This is a genomic window from Mucilaginibacter sp. SJ, from assembly GCF_028993635.1.
Taxonomy (GTDB): Bacteria; Bacteroidota; Bacteroidia; order Sphingobacteriales; family Sphingobacteriaceae; genus Mucilaginibacter.
Genome location: NZ_CP118631.1, coordinates 4936304 through 4957008, shown reverse-complemented (window position 1 = coordinate 4957008; position 20705 = coordinate 4936304). Strand labels below are relative to the sequence as shown.

General features: G+C 41.5%; 23 protein-coding genes. 14 read left to right on the top strand and 9 right to left on the bottom strand.

Translation table 11 applies throughout. The features are described from left to right. Nucleotides 1-2 precede the first annotated feature (2 nt). From MusilaSJ_RS20605 to MusilaSJ_RS20595, 3 genes are all read left to right on the top strand, one after another. Nucleotides 3-821 (top strand): hypothetical protein, encoded by an 819-nt coding sequence (locus MusilaSJ_RS20605; protein ID WP_274986707.1) that lies wholly within the window; start codon nt 3-5, stop codon nt 819-821. Nucleotides 822-837: 16 nt separating this feature from the next. Further along, the gene (locus tag MusilaSJ_RS20600; RefSeq protein WP_274986706.1) at nt 838-1752 is read left to right on the top strand and encodes a glycosyltransferase; all 915 of its coding nucleotides are present in this window, start codon (nt 838-840) and stop codon (nt 1750-1752) included. Nucleotides 1753-1934: 182 nt separating this feature from the next. Next, entirely contained in the window at nt 1935-3815 is a 1881-nt protein-coding gene (locus tag MusilaSJ_RS20595; RefSeq protein WP_274986705.1) for an ABC transporter ATP-binding protein, read from the top strand. A 110-nt stretch (nt 3816-3925) separates the two neighbouring features. On the opposite strand, the gene MusilaSJ_RS20590 is transcribed toward MusilaSJ_RS20595, so the two are convergent. The 3 genes from MusilaSJ_RS20590 to MusilaSJ_RS20580 are packed head-to-tail and all read right to left on the bottom strand — an operon-like array spanning nt 3926 to nt 6316. Beyond that, the gene (locus MusilaSJ_RS20590) at nt 3926-4291 is read right to left on the bottom strand and encodes a CoA-binding protein (RefSeq protein WP_274986704.1); all 366 of its coding nucleotides are present in this window, start codon (nt 4289-4291) and stop codon (nt 3926-3928) included. Then, nucleotides 4284-4769, bottom strand: coding sequence for a DinB family protein (locus MusilaSJ_RS20585; protein ID WP_274986703.1), 486 nt, complete (start codon nt 4767-4769; stop codon nt 4284-4286). Before MusilaSJ_RS20585 ends, MusilaSJ_RS20590 begins: the two co-directional genes overlap by 8 nt. Further along, nucleotides 4766-6316 (bottom strand): NAD(P)/FAD-dependent oxidoreductase, encoded by a 1551-nt coding sequence (locus MusilaSJ_RS20580; RefSeq protein ID WP_274986702.1) that lies wholly within the window; start codon nt 6314-6316, stop codon nt 4766-4768. Before MusilaSJ_RS20580 ends, MusilaSJ_RS20585 begins: the two co-directional genes overlap by 4 nt. A 511-nt stretch (nt 6317-6827) precedes the next feature. Between MusilaSJ_RS20580 and MusilaSJ_RS20575 the strand changes: the two genes are divergently transcribed. From MusilaSJ_RS20575 to MusilaSJ_RS20545, 8 genes are all read left to right on the top strand, one after another. After that, on the top strand, nt 6828-7403 hold the full coding sequence (locus MusilaSJ_RS20575; protein WP_274986701.1) for an RNA polymerase sigma factor: 576 nt from the start codon (nt 6828-6830) through the stop codon (nt 7401-7403). A gap of 240 nt (nt 7404-7643) precedes the next feature. Continuing rightward, nucleotides 7644-8225 (top strand): LemA family protein, encoded by a 582-nt coding sequence (locus MusilaSJ_RS20570; RefSeq protein WP_274986700.1) that lies wholly within the window; start codon nt 7644-7646, stop codon nt 8223-8225. 113 nt (nt 8226-8338) lie between these two features. After that, nucleotides 8339-8773, top strand: coding sequence for a TPM domain-containing protein (locus MusilaSJ_RS20565; RefSeq protein ID WP_274986699.1), 435 nt, complete (start codon nt 8339-8341; stop codon nt 8771-8773). 13 nt (nt 8774-8786) lie between these two features. Further along, nucleotides 8787-9566 carry a TPM domain-containing protein gene (locus MusilaSJ_RS20560; protein ID WP_274986698.1) on the top strand — a complete coding sequence of 260 codons (780 nt, stop codon included), beginning with the start codon at nt 8787-8789 and terminating at the stop codon, nt 9564-9566. 178 nt (nt 9567-9744) lie between these two features. After that, entirely contained in the window at nt 9745-10296 is a 552-nt protein-coding gene (locus MusilaSJ_RS20555) for an NUDIX hydrolase (RefSeq protein WP_274986697.1), read from the top strand. 54 nt (nt 10297-10350) lie between these two features. Further along, nucleotides 10351-10578 carry a DUF433 domain-containing protein gene (locus MusilaSJ_RS20550; RefSeq protein ID WP_274986696.1) on the top strand — a complete coding sequence of 76 codons (228 nt, stop codon included), beginning with the start codon at nt 10351-10353 and terminating at the stop codon, nt 10576-10578. A 46-nt stretch (nt 10579-10624) separates the two neighbouring features. Next, nucleotides 10625-10930, top strand: coding sequence for a DUF5615 family PIN-like protein (locus tag MusilaSJ_RS28115; protein WP_446725148.1), 306 nt, complete (start codon nt 10625-10627; stop codon nt 10928-10930). 102 nt (nt 10931-11032) lie between these two features. Then, nucleotides 11033-11563 (top strand): Uma2 family endonuclease, encoded by a 531-nt coding sequence (locus MusilaSJ_RS20545; RefSeq protein WP_274986695.1) that lies wholly within the window; start codon nt 11033-11035, stop codon nt 11561-11563. A 1-nt stretch (nt 11564) separates the two neighbouring features. On the opposite strand, the gene MusilaSJ_RS20540 is transcribed toward MusilaSJ_RS20545, so the two are convergent. Continuing rightward, the gene (locus MusilaSJ_RS20540; protein WP_274986694.1) at nt 11565-12020 is read right to left on the bottom strand and encodes a nuclear transport factor 2 family protein; all 456 of its coding nucleotides are present in this window, start codon (nt 12018-12020) and stop codon (nt 11565-11567) included. 214 nt (nt 12021-12234) lie between these two features. Here MusilaSJ_RS20540 and MusilaSJ_RS20535 point away from each other — a divergent pair, with 214 nt between their 5' ends. Next, on the top strand, nt 12235-13119 hold the full coding sequence (locus MusilaSJ_RS20535) for a PhzF family protein (protein ID WP_274986693.1): 885 nt from the start codon (nt 12235-12237) through the stop codon (nt 13117-13119). 99 nt (nt 13120-13218) lie between these two features. Here the strand turns inward: MusilaSJ_RS20535 and dnaA are convergent, their stop codons facing one another. The 3 genes from dnaA to MusilaSJ_RS20520 all read right to left on the bottom strand — a co-directional run bounded on the left by dnaA (nt 13219) and on the right by MusilaSJ_RS20520 (nt 17163). After that, the gene (gene dnaA / locus MusilaSJ_RS20530; protein ID WP_090528828.1) at nt 13219-14643 is read right to left on the bottom strand and encodes a chromosomal replication initiator protein DnaA; all 1425 of its coding nucleotides are present in this window, start codon (nt 14641-14643) and stop codon (nt 13219-13221) included. Nucleotides 14644-15077: 434 nt separating this feature from the next. Beyond that, complete coding sequence (locus MusilaSJ_RS20525; protein ID WP_274986692.1) at nt 15078-16682, bottom strand: acyl-CoA mutase large subunit family protein; 1605 nt, start codon at nt 16680-16682, stop codon at nt 15078-15080. Beyond that, nucleotides 16633-17163, bottom strand: a complete 531-nt coding sequence (locus MusilaSJ_RS20520) for a DUF7935 family protein (RefSeq protein ID WP_090528832.1) — start codon at nt 17161-17163, stop codon at nt 16633-16635. The genes MusilaSJ_RS20525 and MusilaSJ_RS20520 overlap by 50 nt, the downstream gene beginning before the upstream one ends. 92 nt (nt 17164-17255) lie before the next feature. On the opposite strand from MusilaSJ_RS20520, the gene MusilaSJ_RS20515 reads away from it, so the two are divergent. Continuing rightward, on the top strand, nt 17256-17603 hold the full coding sequence (locus tag MusilaSJ_RS20515; RefSeq protein WP_274986691.1) for a HesB/IscA family protein: 348 nt from the start codon (nt 17256-17258) through the stop codon (nt 17601-17603). A 127-nt stretch (nt 17604-17730) separates the two neighbouring features. Here the strand turns inward: MusilaSJ_RS20515 and MusilaSJ_RS20510 are convergent, their stop codons facing one another. Next, the gene (locus MusilaSJ_RS20510) at nt 17731-18459 is read right to left on the bottom strand and encodes a TlpA family protein disulfide reductase (RefSeq protein WP_274986690.1); all 729 of its coding nucleotides are present in this window, start codon (nt 18457-18459) and stop codon (nt 17731-17733) included. A 154-nt stretch (nt 18460-18613) separates the two neighbouring features. On the opposite strand from MusilaSJ_RS20510, the gene MusilaSJ_RS20505 reads away from it, so the two are divergent. Next, the gene (locus MusilaSJ_RS20505; RefSeq protein ID WP_090528841.1) at nt 18614-19852 is read left to right on the top strand and encodes an ABC transporter permease; all 1239 of its coding nucleotides are present in this window, start codon (nt 18614-18616) and stop codon (nt 19850-19852) included. Nucleotides 19853-19964: 112 nt separating this feature from the next. Here MusilaSJ_RS20505 and MusilaSJ_RS20500 read toward each other — a convergent pair whose 3' ends face one another. Continuing rightward, nucleotides 19965-20705, bottom strand: a complete 741-nt coding sequence (locus tag MusilaSJ_RS20500; RefSeq protein ID WP_274986689.1) for a tyrosine-protein phosphatase — start codon at nt 20703-20705, stop codon at nt 19965-19967.

The window sequence follows — 20705 nt, the reverse complement described above, 5'->3', positions numbered from 1 at the left end:
TCATGCTCCCAGGGTTTATAAAGCAAGTTGAAAAACCTTTTTATCAATACAGGTATTCCGTTTGCACACTGATAACACGTAAACAGGAATATATGGAAATGCTTGATACTTTTATCAAAAGCGGTTTTTCCGAAGATATTTGTGAGTACCTGATAATTGACAATACCGAGACCAATCAAATGGATGCTTACCAGGGCATCAACTCTTTTTTACAAAGGGCCAAGGGCGAATATATCATCATTTGTCATCAGGATATTTTGCTTATTGAAAATGAAAGCAATATCCAAAACCTTGATAATCGCATTGCCGAAATGGATGTTCTGGACTCAAACTGGGCGATATTGGGAAATGCGGGCGCCGCGGCAAGGTTATATGACCGATTGGCTATAAAAATAGCTTACCCAAATGGGTTTATTGACCTAAAAGGTAATTTACCTCAACAGGTTTGCAGTATTGATGAAAACTTTATGTTAGTAAAGAGCGGCGCAAATCTCTCTTTATCCGGCAATATCGGCGGGTACCACTTGTATGGCCTTGACATTTGCACGGTAGCCGCGGTTTTGGGTTACAACGCATACGTAATTGATTTTTTACTTATTCATAAAAGCATGGGCAATATTGCCGACGGCACATTTGACAAAGCTTTAATAACTACAAAAAAAAAATACGTCGCCTTTATGAAAGGACGTTATGTAAATACAACAATCGCGAAGTTTTACGTTTCAGGTTCGAAGATCAGGAACATTCTGTTTAATACGCGTGTGTTCAGGAGGATAATTAAAACAGCCGAAGAAATAAAAACGCATCTGCAACGTGGCTGAAAATTCCTTAACTTAAATGGAGCAAAAATTAATATCTATTGCACTCTGTACTTACAATGGTGAAAAGCATCTTGCTGAACAATTGGATAGTATTGTTAACCAGACTTATAAAAACCTCGAAATTGTTATTGTTGATGACTGCTCAACGGACAACTCTTATAACATTGCTTTGGGCTATGCTGAAAACGATAAGAGGATTAGGTGTTTCCGGAATAAAACTAACTTAGGCTTTAATAAAAATTTTGAGAATGCGCTTAATTTAACCACCGGCGATTATATAGCTATCAGCGATCAGGACGATATCTGGATGGATACTAAAATCTATGAGCTGTTGAATAACATTGGTGACAACTGGCTTGTTTTTTCAAATTCCGTCTATATAGAAGATGATGGTACAGTAACGGATAAACCGTTGCTATTAAATTTTAAGTATCTGCAAAGAAACTACATGGCATTTCTTTTAGGTAATTTTGTTACCGGGCACACAACTTTAATGGCAAGGGAGTTTTTGGAGCATATTTTTCCTTTCCCCGAAAATGGCTATTATGATTGGTGGATGGGTTTTGTAGCAAGTTATAATCATAAGTTGAGATATGTTGATAAAATATTAACGCAATACCGCATTCATGAGAAATCGGTGATTCAACAGAGCTTAGCAGCAGATGCGGAAAAACAAAAAAAGTTATACTTTGCCCTTAACAGCACCATGCAGTCAAACTATTTGACATATAAGGGATTAAACAATAGTGATAAAAAATTCATTCTTAATCTTAAAAAAGCATATCACCAGGTAAACTATCCTTATTATAATCTTAAACTTATACATTTACTTTATAGCCAATATTTAAATCTGTTTCCTTACCTCAAAAAAAGGAAAGGAATATCCAGGCTATTATTTGTACTGAAGTATGCCCGAAGGGTAAAAGAATAATTACAACTAAAACATATATCCTTTAATGCAAGAACTAACTATCGTTACAGGGAAATCGCTTAAAGCTATAAATACGGGCTGTATTCGCTTCGCCTTCTTTTAAAAGCAATTTCCTGCTATCGGTTAGCTGTCCGGTTTTTTTATTAAAGTATATATTAGCTTTGCATTTTTAAAATTATTTAATGAAGATTTATTTCAGGCTTCTGTCATTTGCCCGTCCAATAGGAAAATTCGCGTTTCCTTACTTTATATGTACTTTGCTGTCGGTAATATTTAACACGCTCAATATAGCGCTGCTTGCACCGCTGCTTACCACAATTTTTGACAAGCATGCCGCAACTGCCGTAATAGTTAAGCCTCAAAACTGGTGGGACCCGATTAAGGATTTTGAATTTCTTGCCCATACAGCCAATCAGCATTATGGACCGCTTGGTGCTTTAAAGTTTGTTTGTACAGCAATTGTATCATCAGTGTTGTTAAGCAACGTATTCAGGTATTTATCGCAGCGAATAATGGAAAACCTGCGTATTTACACACTACTTAACCTGCGCCGCACCGTATTTAATAACGTAATGAACCTGCATTTGGGATACTTTAGTAACGAGCGCAAAGGCGATATCCTATCAAAAATTTCGGCAGACGTACAGGTGGTGCAATTTTCGGTCACCGGTACTTTACAGGTTGCTTTCAAAGAACCTTTTCAATTGATAGCCTACCTGGTAATGCTGTTTGTAATATCCGTTAAATTAACTCTATTCTCCATGCTGATAATCCCGATTTCAGCATTTATCATATCGAGGATAGTGAAACGCCTTAAAGAACAGGCCGCCGAATCGCAGCAAACTTACAGTAACATGATCAGCAATCTGGATGAAGCTTTATCGGGCATTAAGATCATCAAAGCATTTAATGCTGTTCCGTTTATAAAAAACCGTTTCGATCACGAAAACAGGGAATATTCCAGAATTACCCGTTCAATGGCCAAGAGACAGCAAATGGCCTCGCCTGTGTCTGAGTTTTTAGGAGTTTTGATGGTTGCCGGCATCGTGCTATACGGCGGCTCGTTAATTATAAGTGGCACCGGCACACTGGCCGCCTCCGACTTTATCGTTTATATTGCCCTGTTTTCGCAGGTTATGCGCCCGGCCAAGGCCATATCAGATTCATTCAGCAATATTCATTCGGGTATAGCAGCGGGCGAACGCGTATTGGCACTGATAGATGAGAAACCGCTAATTGTTGACGCACCAAATGCAACAGAACTTACCGGATTTGAGGACAAGGTTAAATTTGAAAACGTATCATTTGCCTATACTGTTAAACCTGATGTTAAACAAGCTGCAGACAGCAGTAAACCACTGTTGGAAACCGAAAAGTATGTACTAAAAGACATTAACTTCGAAATACCGAAAGGAAAAACTGTGGCCCTCGTTGGGCCATCGGGCGGGGGGAAATCAACTTTAATGGATTTGCTGCCCCGGTTTAGCGAACCCCAGTCCGGGACGATCTCTATCGATGGGAAAAATATCCAAACCGTTACCATGGAATCATTAAGGGCTTTAATGGGAATAGTCAACCAGGAGTCTATTTTATTTAACGATACCATTTTCAACAATATCGCCTTCGGCAAACCTAATGTAACACAACAAGAAGTGGAAGCCGCCGCGCGCATAGCCAACGCCCATAATTTTATTATGGAAACAGCTAAAGGTTACCAAACCAACACAGGTGACCGCGGCACTAAACTATCCGGAGGCCAGCGCCAACGAATCTGTATAGCCCGTGCGGTGTTGAACAACCCGCCAATCATGCTATTGGATGAGGCAACATCTGCACTAGATACCGAATCGGAAAAACTTGTTCAGGAAGCTTTGAATAACCTGATGCAGAACCGGACATCGCTTATAATTGCACATCGTTTAAGCACCATACAAAATGCCGATATCATTCTTGTTCTTGAAAATGGCTGCATTGTTGAACGCGGTTCGCACCTTGAGTTACTGCAAAACAATGGTTTATACAGGAAATTGATAGACATGCAGGCGTTTAACAGCGGGGAATGAGTTTTAGTCAGAAGTTTCAAGTCTTGAGTCCTAAGCTATAACTTCAAGTATTAATTTGGTTATATCTGATAAATCTCCGACTTTGAACTTTCGACTTAAGACTTAAAAACTTAATACTCCCCTATCGATAGCATCACCAGGGTACAGGCATACGCAGTTTCAATGCCTTTTTCATTGGCCTTGCGCCTCAGTTCGGTATTTTCTGTTCCGGGGTTAAATATAATGCGTTTGGGATTCGTATTCAATATGTAATCATATAGAGGAGGTTGGTTTTGCGGCCCAACATACAGCGTTATGGTATCGATATCATGATGTATGGTTTCAGGTTTTTCGATAGGGACACCGGCAACCTCGCCTGTTTTTATGCCAACGTTAACAATGGTATGTCCGCGTTCAACCAGGCGGGTAGCAGCTAAGTTGGCGTACCTGCTGGTATCGGGTGTTGCCCCTAATATTAATGTTTTCTTATCAGCCATTAATCATCCTGTTTAATAGAGCAATTTGCGCGGAATGATAAATATGATGTTGGATCAAACCGTTCACCTGTTGCTCATAAGTTTCACCTGTCCCTAACTCCCTGTCCTGCTTTCCCATAACAGGTTCACGCCATTTTTCCTCCGGAAAATTTTGGATAAAGCCCGCCAGATTTACGTTAACCAGTTTTAAATCTTCAACAATCCATTTCCACTTTTGTTCGTCGGGCAGGCCGGGCTCGGGCCAGTCACCGCGCACCGGCAGCTGGGCTTCCATGCCGTTCATGCGGTCCATTACTTCTTCTGTCCAGCCTACCATATGCAGTATAATACCTGCTATGTTATGGATTGAACCGGCAGGCTTTTCATAAGCCGCTTCAAAGCTGATACCGTCAACGATGGAATAAACCGAGGGGCCATACCATGGCTCACCGGATAAAACGCTTTCGAGCTGGTTAAATAATTTTTGAGAAGTTGTCATGATAATATTTTTAAAGCAGCAGTTGCACAATTAATCCCATCAATAGCAGCAGAAATTATACCACCCGCGTAACCAGCCCCTTCTCCGCAGGGAAATAAACCGGCAACCTGCGGATGCTGTAAAGTTTCCCTATCGCGCGGAATTTTAACAGGCGATGATGTACGCGATTCAACACCTACCAAAATGGCTTCGTTGGTATAATAGCCTTTCATTTTTTTTCCGAATACCGGTAGTGCTTTACGCAAACGTTCATTGATCCAACCAGGTAAAACTTCAGTTAATTCTACGCTTTTGGTACCGGGCAAATAGGAGTTAACCGGCAAATCGGCAGATAAACGGCCCTGCACAAAATCAACCATGCGCTGGCCTGGTGCCACAAGGTTGCCGCCACCTGCTACAAATGCAGCCTGCTCCACCTGCTTTTGAAAGTTGAGCATTTTAAAAGGATCGTTATCATCGCCGGCAACATCCTCTAAATTAATTTGCACCACAGTACCCGAATTAGCAAAAGGATTATTCCGTTTCGAGGGACTCCAGCCGTTAACTACGATCTCGCCTGCTTCAGTTGAACAAGGGGCTATAATTCCACCGGGACACATACAAAAAGAAAACACACCGCGGTCATCAACCTGCTCAACCAAACTGTAATATGATGGCGGCAGATCCGGCCCTCTGTGTTCACAATGGTATTGAGCGCGGTCAATTATTTCCTGCGGATGTTCTATCCTTACTCCCAAAGCAAATGGCTTAGCCTCGATCAGGATATTCTGGCTGTGCAGCATTTCAAACACATCACGTGCCGAGTGACCTGTGGCAAGGATCACAGCATCAGACATGATCTTTTCACCTGCTGATGTCTTTACACCTTTGATCTTCCCAAAGTCAACCAACAGTTGGCTTACTTTAGTATCAAACATGATCTCGCCGCCTGCGTTCAATACGGTTTCGCGCATAGCTGTAATAATCTGCGGCAGTTTATTGGTGCCGATGTGCGGACGGGCGTCAATCAAGATGTCTTCGGCTGCTCCATGGGCCACAAACATTTTAAGCACCTGGTTCACGTCTCCGCGTTTGGTTGAGCGGGTATACAGCTTACCGTCTGAATAGGTACCTGCCCCGCCTTCACCAAAACAATAATTTGATTCGGGGTTAACAAGGCCTTGTTTGTTGATATTAGCCAAATCGCGGCGGCGCTGTTTTACATCCTTGCCCCGCTCAATAACAATTGGTTTTAATCCAAGTTCGATGCATTGCAGGGCAGCAAATAACCCGGCCGGGCCTGCACCAACGATGATTACTGGTCGGCCAAATTGCACATTGGGGTAATTAACAGTAAAAATTTCTGGCTGGTAGGCCTCCTCTATAAAAACCCTCACTTGCATGCGGTAAATCACACGGCGGCCACGCGCATCAATTGAGCGCTTTAAGATTTTTAATGCTGTAATATTTTTCAGTGGAATTTTCAGGGCTGATGCAGCCAACTGCTTCAAAACGGCCTCATCTTCATGTTGTCCGGGCGGGCAAACTATCTCTGTTTCTTTTGTCATGACTGATGCCGGGTTTTTATCCCGGATGATGCAAAGTTAAGAAAAAACCGCCCCCGGCCCCCTAAAGGGGAGCTTTTGATTAGTAATTCTTATAGTACCCATTTTCACCCTGAAGCCATATCATAAATCATGCCTCGCCTCTCTTTTCTTATTCAGCTTCCAAGCGATATATAGTTTTGGGTTGGGTTGACTCTACTAACAAGGGGGGGGTTAACAGGGTTAACAGAATTCAGGGTTAACATTTACATACATAACTAATAATCAAACAATTGGAAGTTTGTATGTCAAAAAAAGTGTTAACCCCCATTTTGTATAAATATTATCGGCTAAATTTCAATTATTACTCCCATTCCAATGGTGTTCAATACCCTCAAAACCGTTCGGGTTTGCACAATGACCGTACGCTATCGAACAGTTTTAAAACTCTATAAAAAATAACAATCTAAAAATCAGCAACTTACAAAATGGCACTTAGATTGGCATGCACCTCATGTATTTAAATAATAAAAAAATGACTACCGCCGACGAACGCTTACAAACAACATGGAATGGCTGCCTGAGTAACGACAGAAAGAGCCAGGAACAACTATACAGGTTATTAGCCCCCCGCATGCTGGCAGTTTGCATGCGTTATGCAACCGATAAAGACGAAGCACAGGATATATTACAGGAAGGTTTTATAAAAATGTTCCGCAATATGAAAAACTACCGCGGTGAAGGCAGCCTGGAAGGATGGATCCGCCGCATCATGGTACATTGTGCCATATCACGTTATCGCAAGTTAAAGCCAATGGTTTTGGTTGATGATTTTGCAGCAGAGGAAGCCGCCGCTATACCTATCAGCAGCTCATTTAATGATAATGGACTTGAAGCTAAAGACCTGATGAAACTGGTACAAAAATTACCAAAAACATACCGCTCTGTTTTTAACATGTACGCCATTGAAGGCTACTCACACCAGGAAATCGGCACGTCACTGGGGATGAGCGAATTATTATCCCGCACCACATTGCACCGCGCCCGTACACTTTTAAAAGACATGGTGGCCAAACTAATCATGCGCGAAGAACACTGCCTGGCAGGATAAACAGCCTCTTCCGTTAAAAGAAACATACTGATCATTTATAAAGCTGCAGCTCCTTATGGGGCTTTCTGCTTTTTAATAGGGCTCATATTGCCGAAATTTCTCATATCTCACGTCTCACATCCTTCCATAAGTTACCGAAAAGCTGTACCTTGACACCTTGTCAGCAACTCACGCCCTTTGTAACAACGGTACGTAATTTGTACTCTAACCCAAAACATCACATAAATACACGAAAAACAAATGAAAAAGTTATTTTCAGTTATATTAATTATAGCAGCAGCTATGTCCTTAAGTTCATGCAGTTATAACAGCATGGTTAAATTGGATGAAACTGTTAAAGCCAAATGGGGTGCCGTACAAAGCGACTATCAACGCCGCAGCGATCTGATTCCCAATTTAGTTAATACAGTAAAAGGCGCTGCCAATTTTGAAAAAAGCACGCTAACAGCTGTGGTTGAGGCACGTTCAAAGGCAACATCGGTGCAAGTTGACCCCAACAAGCTTACTCCCGAATCAATAAAGGCGTTCCAGGCTTCACAGGGCGAACTGAGTGCTGCCTTGGGCAAATTGCTTTCAATTACCGAAAATTATCCAGACCTGAAATCGAACTCCAACTTCCACGACCTCCAGATTCAACTGGAAGGTACCGAAAACCGGATCAATGTATCGCGCAAAGATTTTAATGATGCCGTTCAGGAATACAACAGCAAGATCCGTTCATTCCCGGCCAATATAACTGCCAAAATGTTCGGTTTTTCTGCAAAAGGCTATTTCACTGCCGAACCAGGCGCCGACAAAGCCCCGAAAGTAGAGTTTAATTAATTTGATGGGATTACACCGATTGGTTTGTTTTGTGATTTCACCGATTTCCCTCGGTAACAGCGAAAACAATCGGTGAAATCATAACGAATCGGTGAAATCATAAATCAAAATATATGGCTGTATTTAACGAAGATGAACAGCAGCGCATCCGTAAGGCTATTGAGGAGGCCGAAAGCCACTCATCGGGTGAGATTAGGGTTTGTATTGAAAAAAGATGCAGTGAAGAAGTTCTTGACCGCGCCGCGAAATATTTCCTGCAGCTTAACATGCATAAAACCAAGCTGAGGCATGGGGTACTGGTATATGTTGCCACTGTCGATCGTAAATTTGCCATTATAGGTGATGCCGGCATTAACCAGGTGGTGCCTCCCAATTTTTGGGATACCACCCGCGATGACATGCTGCAGCATTTTAAATATGGCGATATTGTGGAAGGTATTGTTACTGGTTTGAAAATTGCCGGCGAACAGCTGCAAAAATACTTTCCCCGTCATGATGGCGATCAAAACGAACTTCCCGATGATATCGCCTTTATGGATGGTGATTAAAAATTAAAAAACCATGTTCAAAAAGTTTATACTATTTTTCGGATTTATACTTTGTGTTATTGTCGCGACGGCACAGGATTTTCCCCAGCGCTCCAATACCCTCGTTACAGATTATACCAATACCCTTAGCCCATCTGATCAACAGCAGTTGGAACATAAGCTTGTAGCTTTTAATGATTCTACTTCAACACAAATTGCAGTGGTGATCCTGAAATCGACAGGGAGTTATGATATTAATGACTATGGCGTTCAATTGTTACGAAAATGGGGCGTGGGCCAAAAAGACAAAAACAATGGCGTACTGGTACTGGTAGCTATTGGCGACCGTAAAATGAGTATTCAAACCGGCTACGGCGCCGAAGGCGCCTTGCCCGACATCGTTACGCAGGACATTATCCAAAACGACCTTAAACCACACTTTAAACAAGGCGATTATTATGGCGGCCTTGACGCTGGTACCAACAGTATTATCAAAGCCATGAAAGGTGAGTATAAGGCCGCTAAAAAACAAAAGCAAAGCAATGGCGGCCCGGCTGGTTTTATAGTCATTGTTATAGTCGTAATTATTCTGATCCTGGTGTTCCGTAATCGCGGGGGCGGCGGAGGTAGGCAGATCATTGGCCGTCGTGGAGGTGCAAGCCCATTCTGGTGGTTCCTGGCCGGCAATATGCTTGGCGGAGGAGGACGAAGCAGCGGCGATTGGGGAGGCTTTTCAGGCGGCGGAGGAGGTGGCGGCTTCGGCGGTTTTGGCGGCGGAAGCGGCGGCGGCGGTGGTTCAAGCGGCAGCTGGTAACCGGCCCATGATTAGCCTGATTTAAGGATAACAGGATATGACCACCACAACTCCCTTTCAACTCAAAAAAATCAACATTTAAATATAAAATTATTAACGAGCCTCATATACCAGAGTAGGTTTATCATCATGGTAATCCTTCAATCCTAAAAATCAAGGTTCAAATCTATAAACATTAATGAGTAAAGATCTCACCTGGAAACTACTTTCATCATCATACATCCATAAAGGCCCCTGGGCTACGCTCCGCATTGATAAATGCGAAATGCCAAATGGCAAAATAGTTGAAGATTATTATGTACTTGAATATTCAAACTGGGTCAACGCGGTAGCCATAACCGAAGACAATAAAGTATTGATGGTGAAACAATACCGTCATGCGGCAGGTGTTATCTCGCTCGAAATTCCGGGCGGTGTGATTGACGCAGGCGAAGAGCCTATACATGCTATACGCCGCGAGCTACTGGAAGAAACAGGCTACCAGTTTGATGAATTTGAACTGATCTGCACGGTATATGGCAACCCATCAACAGCAAACAATAAAACGTTTACCTACTTTACCAAAGGCGGCAAAAAGGTGCAAGGCCAACACCTCGATGAACTGGAGGAACTGATTGTTGAAGAATACACCATTGAAGAAGTAAAACAACTACTGCTCAATAACGAAATAAAACAAGCTATGCATTGCGCTGGTTTGTTTTATGGGATGATGAAGTTGGGTGTGCTATAAATGCGCCAGATAATCTATATTTTTTATCTGAAATATATTTAGGTAAATTTGAATATGCCACAAGTAAATTACAAAGAATTCATTGAAGTTAATCCGGAAGTCAGGTTTAGTAAACCTGTAATTAAAGGTACACGCATTACCGTATACGACATACTGCAATGGCTTGCTTCCGGTTTAACTTACAAAGAAATTACAGACGATTTCCCTCAGCTAAATGAAGATCATATTTTAGCTTGTTTGGCTTATGCGGCCAATAAAGAGAGAATAATAAAGGTTGCCTGATGGCTATTCTTGCTTCTAAAACCATCCGCATTGTTGCCGATGAAATATCTCATGGCGTTTAAAAAAGCTGCTCTCATCATGGGATATTTTACCTGTAAATGAAATCACGGCACAAGAACGCTTAAGCGATTTCAAGATCTGGCAATTTGCTAAAGCAAACGATTATTCAATTTTAACCTTTGATGAAGACTTTTGGGAATTGCAGAATCTTTATTCTTTCCTTCCTAAAATAATATGGTTACGCACCGGTAACGCGAACACCCAAGCCATTGCTAACCTGTTATTAAAATATGAAGAAATAATTCATTTCATCAATGACGACAATTTGGGTGTGTATGAATTATATCTGTAGATAAAACAAGCCATGCATTGCGCCGGTTTGTTTTATGGGATGATGAAGCTGGGAGTGATGTAGAATTGCGATATTTTTACTTTTTAGGTATCTTAGCATAAGATGAAAAACATTTTAGATATACCAAGAACAGCGATGGAGGTATTTAATCTGCTGCCAGAGGGTACTTTGTGTGAAGTAATCGACAACACACTTTATATGTCACCTTTACCTACTACAGACCATCAACGAATTTTATTTGATCTTGCTTACCAGCTTAGGTCATCAACAAACGATGCCGGATTAGGTGAAGTATTTATTGCTCCCTGCGATGTATACCTGGATGCAGAACAAAGCGTAGTGCAACCAGATATCATCTATATAAAAAAAGAAAATACAGGCACAATTCACAGGCAGGGTATTTTTGGCGCTCCGAACCTGGTAATTGAAATACTTTCCTCAAACAAGAATTACGATAAAGAGAAAAAATTTGAACTTTACAAGCGTAATTCTGTAGCTGAATATATCATTGTAGATGCTGATACTAAAGATGTATTACATTACTTGTTGATTAAAGGCAACTATCAATTACAACCTAATTCATCCACAGGCCGGTTGATTGTTAACCAACTTTCAATAACGCTTTCATTTTAAACTATTCCGGGCAATTATCTTTACGCCGGGTATCAACTATATAAATGAACTTCCAGCCATCCGCGGTTTTCATTAGCTGAAAAACGTCTACCCCGCAATGGCTGTATTTGTCATCTAAATAAAACTTATAGGGCGCCCAAACGCTGGCCAGTGGACCGTCGATCTTGATATCCGAAAAAGTTACACGCTCATCATATACGCCTTTATGTGGGGTACCGATAATTTTGACAAAATCATCCGGATTTTCAATTTCTAAAGCTGTTGAGCCATCTTTTTTATTGGCGATGCTATGAAAAGCAATGCCTTTAGCAAAGGTAGATCTAAGCATAGTGCTATCCCCCTTGCGCATGGCGTTAAACATCATATTGATGGTTTGCTTAATAGCATCCTGTTCGGTTTGCTGGGCAAAGGATTTGAACGATAATAAAATAAATACTGCGAGGATAACTTTTTTCATAGTTAAATATACTGTATTTATCATTATCTCAATACCCGGGTGTAATCATTCACAGGGTACAAACAAGAAAGCCAAAACTCATCGTAACTAAAACCCATTAAAAGCCTAACATATTGTATAAAACGACAATAACTCTTTATCCAATTTTAAACTCTTCTGACATTTAGTATCAGGTGCTTCATTACATTGCAACAAGCAAAAACATTTACCACCAATGAAAAAACTATCTTACTACATACTTGATGTATTCACCAACCAGCCATATAAAGGCAACCCACTATCGGTAGTGTGGTGCGATGACGAGCTGGAATTATCTCAATACTACAACATTGCCCGCGAATTTGGTTATTCCGAAACATCCTTTGTGTGGTACTCTGATGCTGAAAAGTTGTTTAAGGTGCGTTCATTTACTCCGGGCAATTATGAGGTTGGCGGCGGCGGTCATAATTTGCTGGGCGCTGTATCCCTGGCTTTGCTTAAAGAATGGGATATTTTTAACGGCCAGGGTGCTGAGTATTGGGTAACCATGAAGGATGAAAAATTGCCCGTTGTGATCAATGAAGAAAACGGCCTGATACTGGTAGCAGTAAAACAGCAGGCCGCGAAGAACCTTGGTACTGTTAACCCGGAAATTGTGGCAGCGGCGCTTGGTTTAGAAACAAGCGACCTGGAATTAAATAACTGGAAGCCTACTATCATGAAAACAGAAGTAGCCCATACCATGGTTCCTGTAAAAAACAGGGCGCTTCTTAATCAGGCTATACCCAACCCTGATAAGCTTAAGGAAATTTCAAAAAACCATGGCTTTGAAGGGTTTTACTTATTTACAACCAATGTTTCAGAGGGTGGCTATCTAACCGAAACCCGCTTTTTTAACCCGGCATATGGCATTGACGAAGATCCGGCTACAGGAACAGCCGCCGGTCCGCTCGCCGGATTTTTGCAGCAGGCCAATTATATAAACATCAACCAAGATTATAAAATTTTGCAGGGAGTACTGGTAAATCATCCATCTACCATTCACATCAGGGTAACGCCCGAAAATGTTTTGGTAAGTGGTTCATCGGTGATTGTAATGGAGGGTACGTTATTTTTATAAACGGTGCATCACTGAATTTTTAGAGTTACTTCATAGTTTCTTCCATCAAAAAAGCCCTGCATAAGATGCAAGGCCTTCGTATGTTAAAAGTCGTGTGTATTACGACATCTTTAGTTTCTTTTGAATATCGGCAACATACCCTTTAAACTTTTTATCGGTATCAATCAAATCCTCCACAGTTTGGCAGGCATAGATCACGGTTGAGTGGTCGCGACCGCCAAAGAAATGACCGATTGATTTCAATGAGCTTTTGGTATGGGCTTTAGCCAGGTACATAGAAATTTGACGGGCCTGAACTATCTCACGTTTGCGGGTTTGCGATTTTACCATTTCGATAGGTACCTCAAAATACTCGCACACCAGGCTCTGGATATACTCCATCGAAATTTCTTTAGAGGAGTTCTTCACAAAGTTTTTCAACATTTGTTTAGCCAGGTTCAGGTCAATCTCCTTACGGTTAAGGGTTGATTGTGCCAGTAATGACACCATGGCGCCTTCCAGCTCACGTACATTATTGTCGATATTATGGGCAACGTATTCGATCACATCGTTTGACAGATCGATACCATCCTGGTAAATTTTGTTTTTCAGGATAGCCATACGGGTTTCCAGGTCAGGGATCTGCAAATCGGCAGATAAGCCCCATTTAAACCTCGAAAGCAGGCGTTCTTCCAAACCAGCCAAATCTTTAGGCGCTTTATCTGATGTAATGATCAACTGCTTGCCTGATTGGTGCAGGTGGTTAAAAATATGGAAGAAGAAATCCTGTGTTTTTTCCTTACCGGCAAAGTTGTGTACATCATCCATGATCAGCACATCAATAGCTTGGTAAAAATTCACAAAGTCGTTAATGTTGTTGTGCTTTAAGGCATCAACAAATTGCTGTGTAAATTTTTCGCATGAAACATACAGTACCAGTTTATCGGGCAGCGTACGTTTGATTTCGTTACCGATAGCCTGCGCCAGGTGGGTTTTACCCAAACCTACACCGCCGTAAATCATTAAAGGGTTAAATGAAGTACCTCCGGGTTTAGCGGCAACGGCATAACCTGCAGAGCGGGCCAAACGATTGCAGTCACCTTCAACAAAGTTTTCGAAGGTGTAGTTACGGTTAAGCTGAGGATCTACGTTCAACTTTTTGAGCCCGGGTATAACAAAGGGGTTTTTAATATCCTTGTTAATTGAAATAGGTATCGGCATACTCTGATGTTTTGAATCAGCGCCATTTCCGTTTGAAGGCATGTTAGTTGTGTATGGTTTACTTGATGATTGCTCAACAACTATATTATACTCTAAACGTCCTTCGTCGCCCAATTGTTTTTTGATTGTCTTGCGCAGTAACCCAACATAGTGCTCTTCAAGCCACTCGTAAAAGAATAAACTTGGTACTTGTATGGTTAATACGCTCCCTTCCATTCTCAAAGCTTTTATCGGCTCAAACCAGGTTTTAAAACTCTGGGCCGGTATGTTGTCTTTGATGATCTGAAGGCAGCTATTCCAAACGTTCGTACAAGTTTTTTCCATATAAATAAAAGTAAAATATTGATTTCCAACCCCCAGCGAAACAACTTTTGGCCTTGCTACGGAACATCGAATATTGCCAAAAAAAGCTTATAAAAAAATTAAATTTTCACTTTTTTAACAATTGACTATTTACTAACAAATTCGATTTTTTAATGAATTTTTTGTATGGATAACATAATTTTTGATATAAAAATCACAATCCGAATATTTCTCAATTGTTTTTTTCTTTTTTTGAAATTTCAAAAAAAAGAATAACAAAACTGTCAATTACAACCCTTAGTTATACGCCAAAACATGGGTAATGTTTGCGCTTTTTTGGTGGTTACTGCAAACAAAAAAATAACGCACTGGTTTAGTGCCTTATAAAAAATAAAAACCAGGTCTGTTTGATTTGTGGTACGCTATAACACATGCACGGAAGCCACACCACGACGCTAATACTCTCCAAAAACACCGCGCAATACATCAGCGATCTCTCCAAGGGTAGCATAGCTTTCTACCGAAGTTACGATAAAAGGAATTAAGTTTTCAGTACCGGCTGCTGCTATTCCCAAAAGGTGTAAACTTTTCTCAACATCCTCACTATTGCGCTCTCTTTTTAGTTCGGCAATTTTTTCCGACTGCATTTTTCTGATAGCATCATCCACCCTAAAAACATTAACGGGAGCTTCCTCCTGCTGGGTAAACCGGTTAACACCTACTATAACTTTTTCGCCGGTTTCAATCTCCTGTTGATACTGGTAAGCAGAGGCCGCTATTTCCTGCTGGATATAATCCTGCTCTATGGCTTTTACCGCGCCGCCCATGGCGTCTATCTTATCCATATATAATTGAGCAGCGGCTTCTATCTCATCTGTCAATGCTTCTATAAAGTATGAACCGGCCAGCGGGTCAACCGTATCAGTAACACCGCTTTCAAACGCGATGATCTGCTGGGTGCGCAAGGCTATTTTGGCTGCAGCTTCTGTTGGCAACGACAAGGCTTCATCATACCCGTTGGTATGCAATGATTGTGTACCCCCCAGCACGGCAGCCATGGCCTGGTTGCTTACCCTTATAATATTATTAAGTGGTTGTTGTGCTGTTAAAGTAGAGCCCCCCGTTTGCGTATGGAAGCGAAGCTTTTGGGCGCCGGCATCGGTAGCTCCCAATTGTTTGGTAATGTGTGCCCACATACGCCTGGCGGCCCGGAACTTGGCAATCTCCTCAAAAAAATTACTGTGGCAGTTAAAAAAGAAAGAAAGACGTTTGGCAAACACATTAATATCAAGTCCCTTATCCAGCGCGGCCTTTAAATAAGCTTTACCATTGGCTAATGTAAATGCCAGTTCCTGTACAGCGGTTGAGCCTGCTTCGCGAATATGATAACCTGATATGGAAATGGTGTTCCATTTGGGCACCTCTTTGCTGCAGTATTCAAACACGTCGGTAATAAGCCGCATGGAGGGTGCAGGCGGATATATATAGGTACCGCGCGCGACATATTCCTTTAATATATCATTCTGTATGGTGCCGGAAATCTGCTTGAGATCGGCCCCCTGCTTTTTGGCCAGGGCAATGTACATAGCCAGCAGGATCGGGGCCGTGGCATTAATAGTCATGGAGGTAGTGATATTCTTAAGTTCAATACCCTCAAATAAAACCTCCATATCCTTTAACGAATCAATGGCTACTCCTACCTTACCCACCTCACCTTCGGCAAGGGCATGATCGGAGTCGTAACCTATTTGTGTGGGAAGATCGAACGCTACCGAAAGTCCGTTTGTGCCCTGGCTTAGTAAATAATGGTAACGTTTGTTTGATTCTTCGGCGGTTGAAAAACCTGCATACTGCCGCATGGTCCAGGGTTTGCCCCGGTACATATCTTTTTGGATGCCACGGGTAAAAGGGAACTCACCGGGCAATTCACCCATATTTGAAGGTTCGGTATAAACCTCCTTAATTTCAATACCCGATGTAGTGGTAATTTTTTTATCCCTGGCCATAAGATTAGTATAATTCTTCCATGTCCTGCCTGATGAGCCCAAGCGCCACATCATAAGGGTTATCTTCAAGCTTACTTAAATGTACCAGGATCACTTTGCTTAACTCAAGTGCTGAAGTATCCGGCGGCAAAGCCTTTACAGCATTATTGATCATATTAATGGTATCGTCCTTTACTCTTTTTACCACGTTCCAAACCCGGGCGCTTACATAAATTTGCTGCGTAATGTTATGCTGAAACTCGTTGCGCACCTCGTTAACAATAATAGCCTGCAATTCGGCGGCGGTATCGGCCGATCCGTTAAGGCGGATAAGTAAACTTGCAGGATTAACCCTTTCAATAAAAAGTACAACCCTTTCATAGGCCTGTAGGCGTAATGGCAGGGTTTGATTACTGATGGTGCGTTTTAATTCCAATAACTGGATACTTTCTGATTTATCAAGATAGGGTTTAAACAGGTAAAAAGCGATATACACAACGCCTAAGCCCGAAATAGTGTACTTTAAAATATCAAACAAAAAAGGTAGAGTGGGCATGTTTATAAATGTTATACAGGGGTCATAAAATTATGACACTAACAAAAATCTGCATTTTACGTTATATTTGTGTGGAATAAATAAAAATAAAGATGAGTATAGCTGTTGAAGCTGCTCCGGTTTCTTTTACACCGGGCGCAGTAAAGGAACTTTTTAAATTGAAAGACCAGCAAGAAATAAACGACGAATTTGGTTTACGTGTTGGTGTTGAGGGTGGTGGATGTTCGGGCATGAACTATATTTTAGGCTTCGACATGAAAAAAGACGGCGACCAGGAATACTTCATTGATGGCATAAAAGTTTTCATGCACAAAGCGCACGGTTTATACCTGGCCGGTATGCAAATCGATTACCAGGACGGATTAAATGCCCGTGGTTTTACTTTCAACAACCCTAATGCTGCCAGCACCTGCGGCTGTGGTTCTTCTTTCTCGGTTTAAATAAACCCGGTTAAAATATGGAAAGCCGTTTCATTGTAAATATGAAGCGGTTTTTGTTTTGTATTTCGGTAATGTGGCAAACTATCAGCAGCGTACCTATTTAGTTTGCGGGTGATATTTACAACCACTACTTAATATCAGATATCGTTTTCCTGATCCAGTCTGGCACCATTCCATCGCCGTAGCCCTGGCTGTTAAACCGTATAATCCCCTCCCTGTCAATAACCAGGCTTACCGGACACTCATCAACCCCGTAGTAAGAAAACAAAGGCATCGAATCGCTAACCACATGGTATTTAAATGGCGACACCTTCAGGAATCGCTCCACCTGCTCAGTTTTATCTAAAGAAATTGCAATAAATACAACATCCTTATTATCCTGATAAGCGTCGACAAGGCGGTTCAACTCCGGCATTTCATACCGACATGGCGGGCAGGCAATAAACCAAAAATTGAGCACAACTATTTTCCCTTTCAGTTCCGCAGCGGTAATTACATTACCGTTAACATCTCTCATATTGAAAAAGCTAAAGGTATTGCCCGTTTTAAAAAATCTGGTTTCGGGCGGCTTATTGGCGTTAGCCGGCAAAATGCCATCGGCAACCGGGTCGCGTTTGGTTAATATAAAAGCTGAGCTATCACTATCATGCTGTACAGGCTTCAACATATAATGGCCGGTTGCCATCAGTTCACGCCATTTAACATAAGCGTATTTTTGGCCTTTCACATTGGTAACTACCGTTTTTTCATTGAAGCCATATTGTTCTATCGGTCGTGTTATCTCAATTTGACCATATGCGCTTGAAATACTAAAAACAAGCAATGTGATAGCAAACAGGATATAATAATTTTTCATTTTAAGGTTTAAATTCAACGGTAAATTATAACATAAATAGCACGTTACCAAATCAGGACCTAAACCCACACCAATCACAAAAATTAAGTTAAATCAGCATGTAACAAACTGGTATAATGCTTAGTCATACCAGCAAGTTTTTTATATTTATACCATGCCGGTAAAAACCTCTTACAAAGAAAACATTTCCATTGCATTACAGTCTATAGCCGGCAACAGGCTGCGCACCTCGTTAACCGCGCTGATCATAGCGATAGGTATCATGGCGCTTGTAGGTATTTTAACGGCCATCGAAGGCATCAGGCAGTTCACCAACGATGCTTTTGCCGATCTTGGCGCCAACACATTCACCCTGCAAAACCGCGGCGAGGGATTGAACTTCGGCAACGGCGGGCACCGTAAAGTGTATCCGGCCATTACTTATGACCAGGCTGTGCGTTTTAAAAATACTTTTAAATTACCGGTAGCTGTAGCCATTAATTTAGAGGTAATTGGCACTGCAGTAGCCAAATACGGCAATCAAAAAACAAATCCCAATATATCCATTTCGGGCTCAAACGAAAATTACCTCGTTACAGCGGGTAAAAAGCTGGCTTTCGGGCGTAATTTTTCCGCTTCTGAGCTGGAACATGGATCGAACGTGGTCATTATTGGAGATGAGATTAAAAAGAAACTGTTTAAAACTGAAGACCCGATAAATAAATCGATATACCTTGGTACCGATAGGTTCAGAATAGTTGGTGTATTTGCATCAAAAGGTTCAAGCTCATTCGGTGGCGATAAATTTTGCGTGATCCCTGTATTGAAAGCTAAACAGATAGACAGTACCAAGAATGCATCGTTCACGGTAACTATTAAAGTAGCCAGTCCCGGCGCCCTTGACGCTACCATTGGCGAAGCTACCTCCTTATTCAGAAACGTAAGGGGGCTTAATGTAATTAACCAGGATAACTTTGAAATAAGCCGAAGCGATTCCATTCAAAAAGAGCTATCAGGCCAGCTTGCCGGTATTACAGCCGCCGGTTTTGCTGTAGGTATTATCACGCTCATCGGCGCCGCCATTGGGCTTATGAACATCATGCTGGTATCAGTAACAGAACGCACCCGCGAAATTGGTGTGCGAAAAGCCATAGGGGCAACCCCGGCAATTATTCGCAAACAGTTTTTGATAGAAGCAATTGTAATTTGCCTTATTGGTGGCGCGGCCGGTATGATACTGGGCATGGCCGCCGGAAACCTTATAGCCGTGCAAATAAGTGGATCGTTTGTGGTGCCATGGGGATGGTTATTCTTTGCGGTAGTGTTGTGTACGTTTATTGGTTTGATATCGGGCTATTATCCTGCAAAAAAGGCAGCAAAGCTTGATCCGGTGGAAGCTTTGAGGTATGAATAGACTACGCTTCAAAATTTTATAAGCTTTTAAAAACAAATAAAAAAAGTCGTTATTGCTTCTTACCGCAATAACGACTTTTTTTAACTATATCATTTTTGCAATACTGCTTTTACTAAAATAACATCTTATTTTTAAGCGGATAGTCGACAAGCAGTTTTTCAATATAGGTTGTTCTCAACGCATCGCCAAATGCTGCGGCGTGCCTTAAGTGGTGCATATCGCTGGAAATAAAATCTACCAAACTATTATCAATCAAGTCTTCGGCCATCTTCTTTATCTCTTTGCCGTAATACCCTGTAAGCGATATGGTGTTAAGCTGAAAGTCAACACCCCAACTGTGCAGATTTTTCAACTTCTCTAAATCAAGATATTGGTAGCGCTCAGGATGGGCCAAAATAGGTTTATACCCTTTATCATGAAGCTTTTGAATTACACTGTAAGTATTTGGCGGTTGATTTATAAATGAAAATTCAAATAATACGTGATTATCGCCCATAGTCATGATCGGGCCATTCTCTATACGTGCTTCAAACGTTTCATCAAAATAATGTTCGGCAGCGGCTTCAACAGGGATATATATTCCCTGTTGAACCAGTTCGGCTTTTAATAAAGTAAGCGCGTTTCCTATGGTTTCGGGGGTATTTCGATAAAAATCTATCATGATGTGTGGCGTGGCGATAACTTTTTTTATCCCCAGTTCCATCATCTTTTTTATCAATTCTACCGAGTCTTCAGGCGTTTTAGCACCATCGTCAATCCCCGGTAACACATGCGAGTGCATATCAACCATGATTCCCTCATAGTTGAGTTTTGATTCCCTTACTTCTTTCTTCCTCTTAAAAAGCCCGAACAT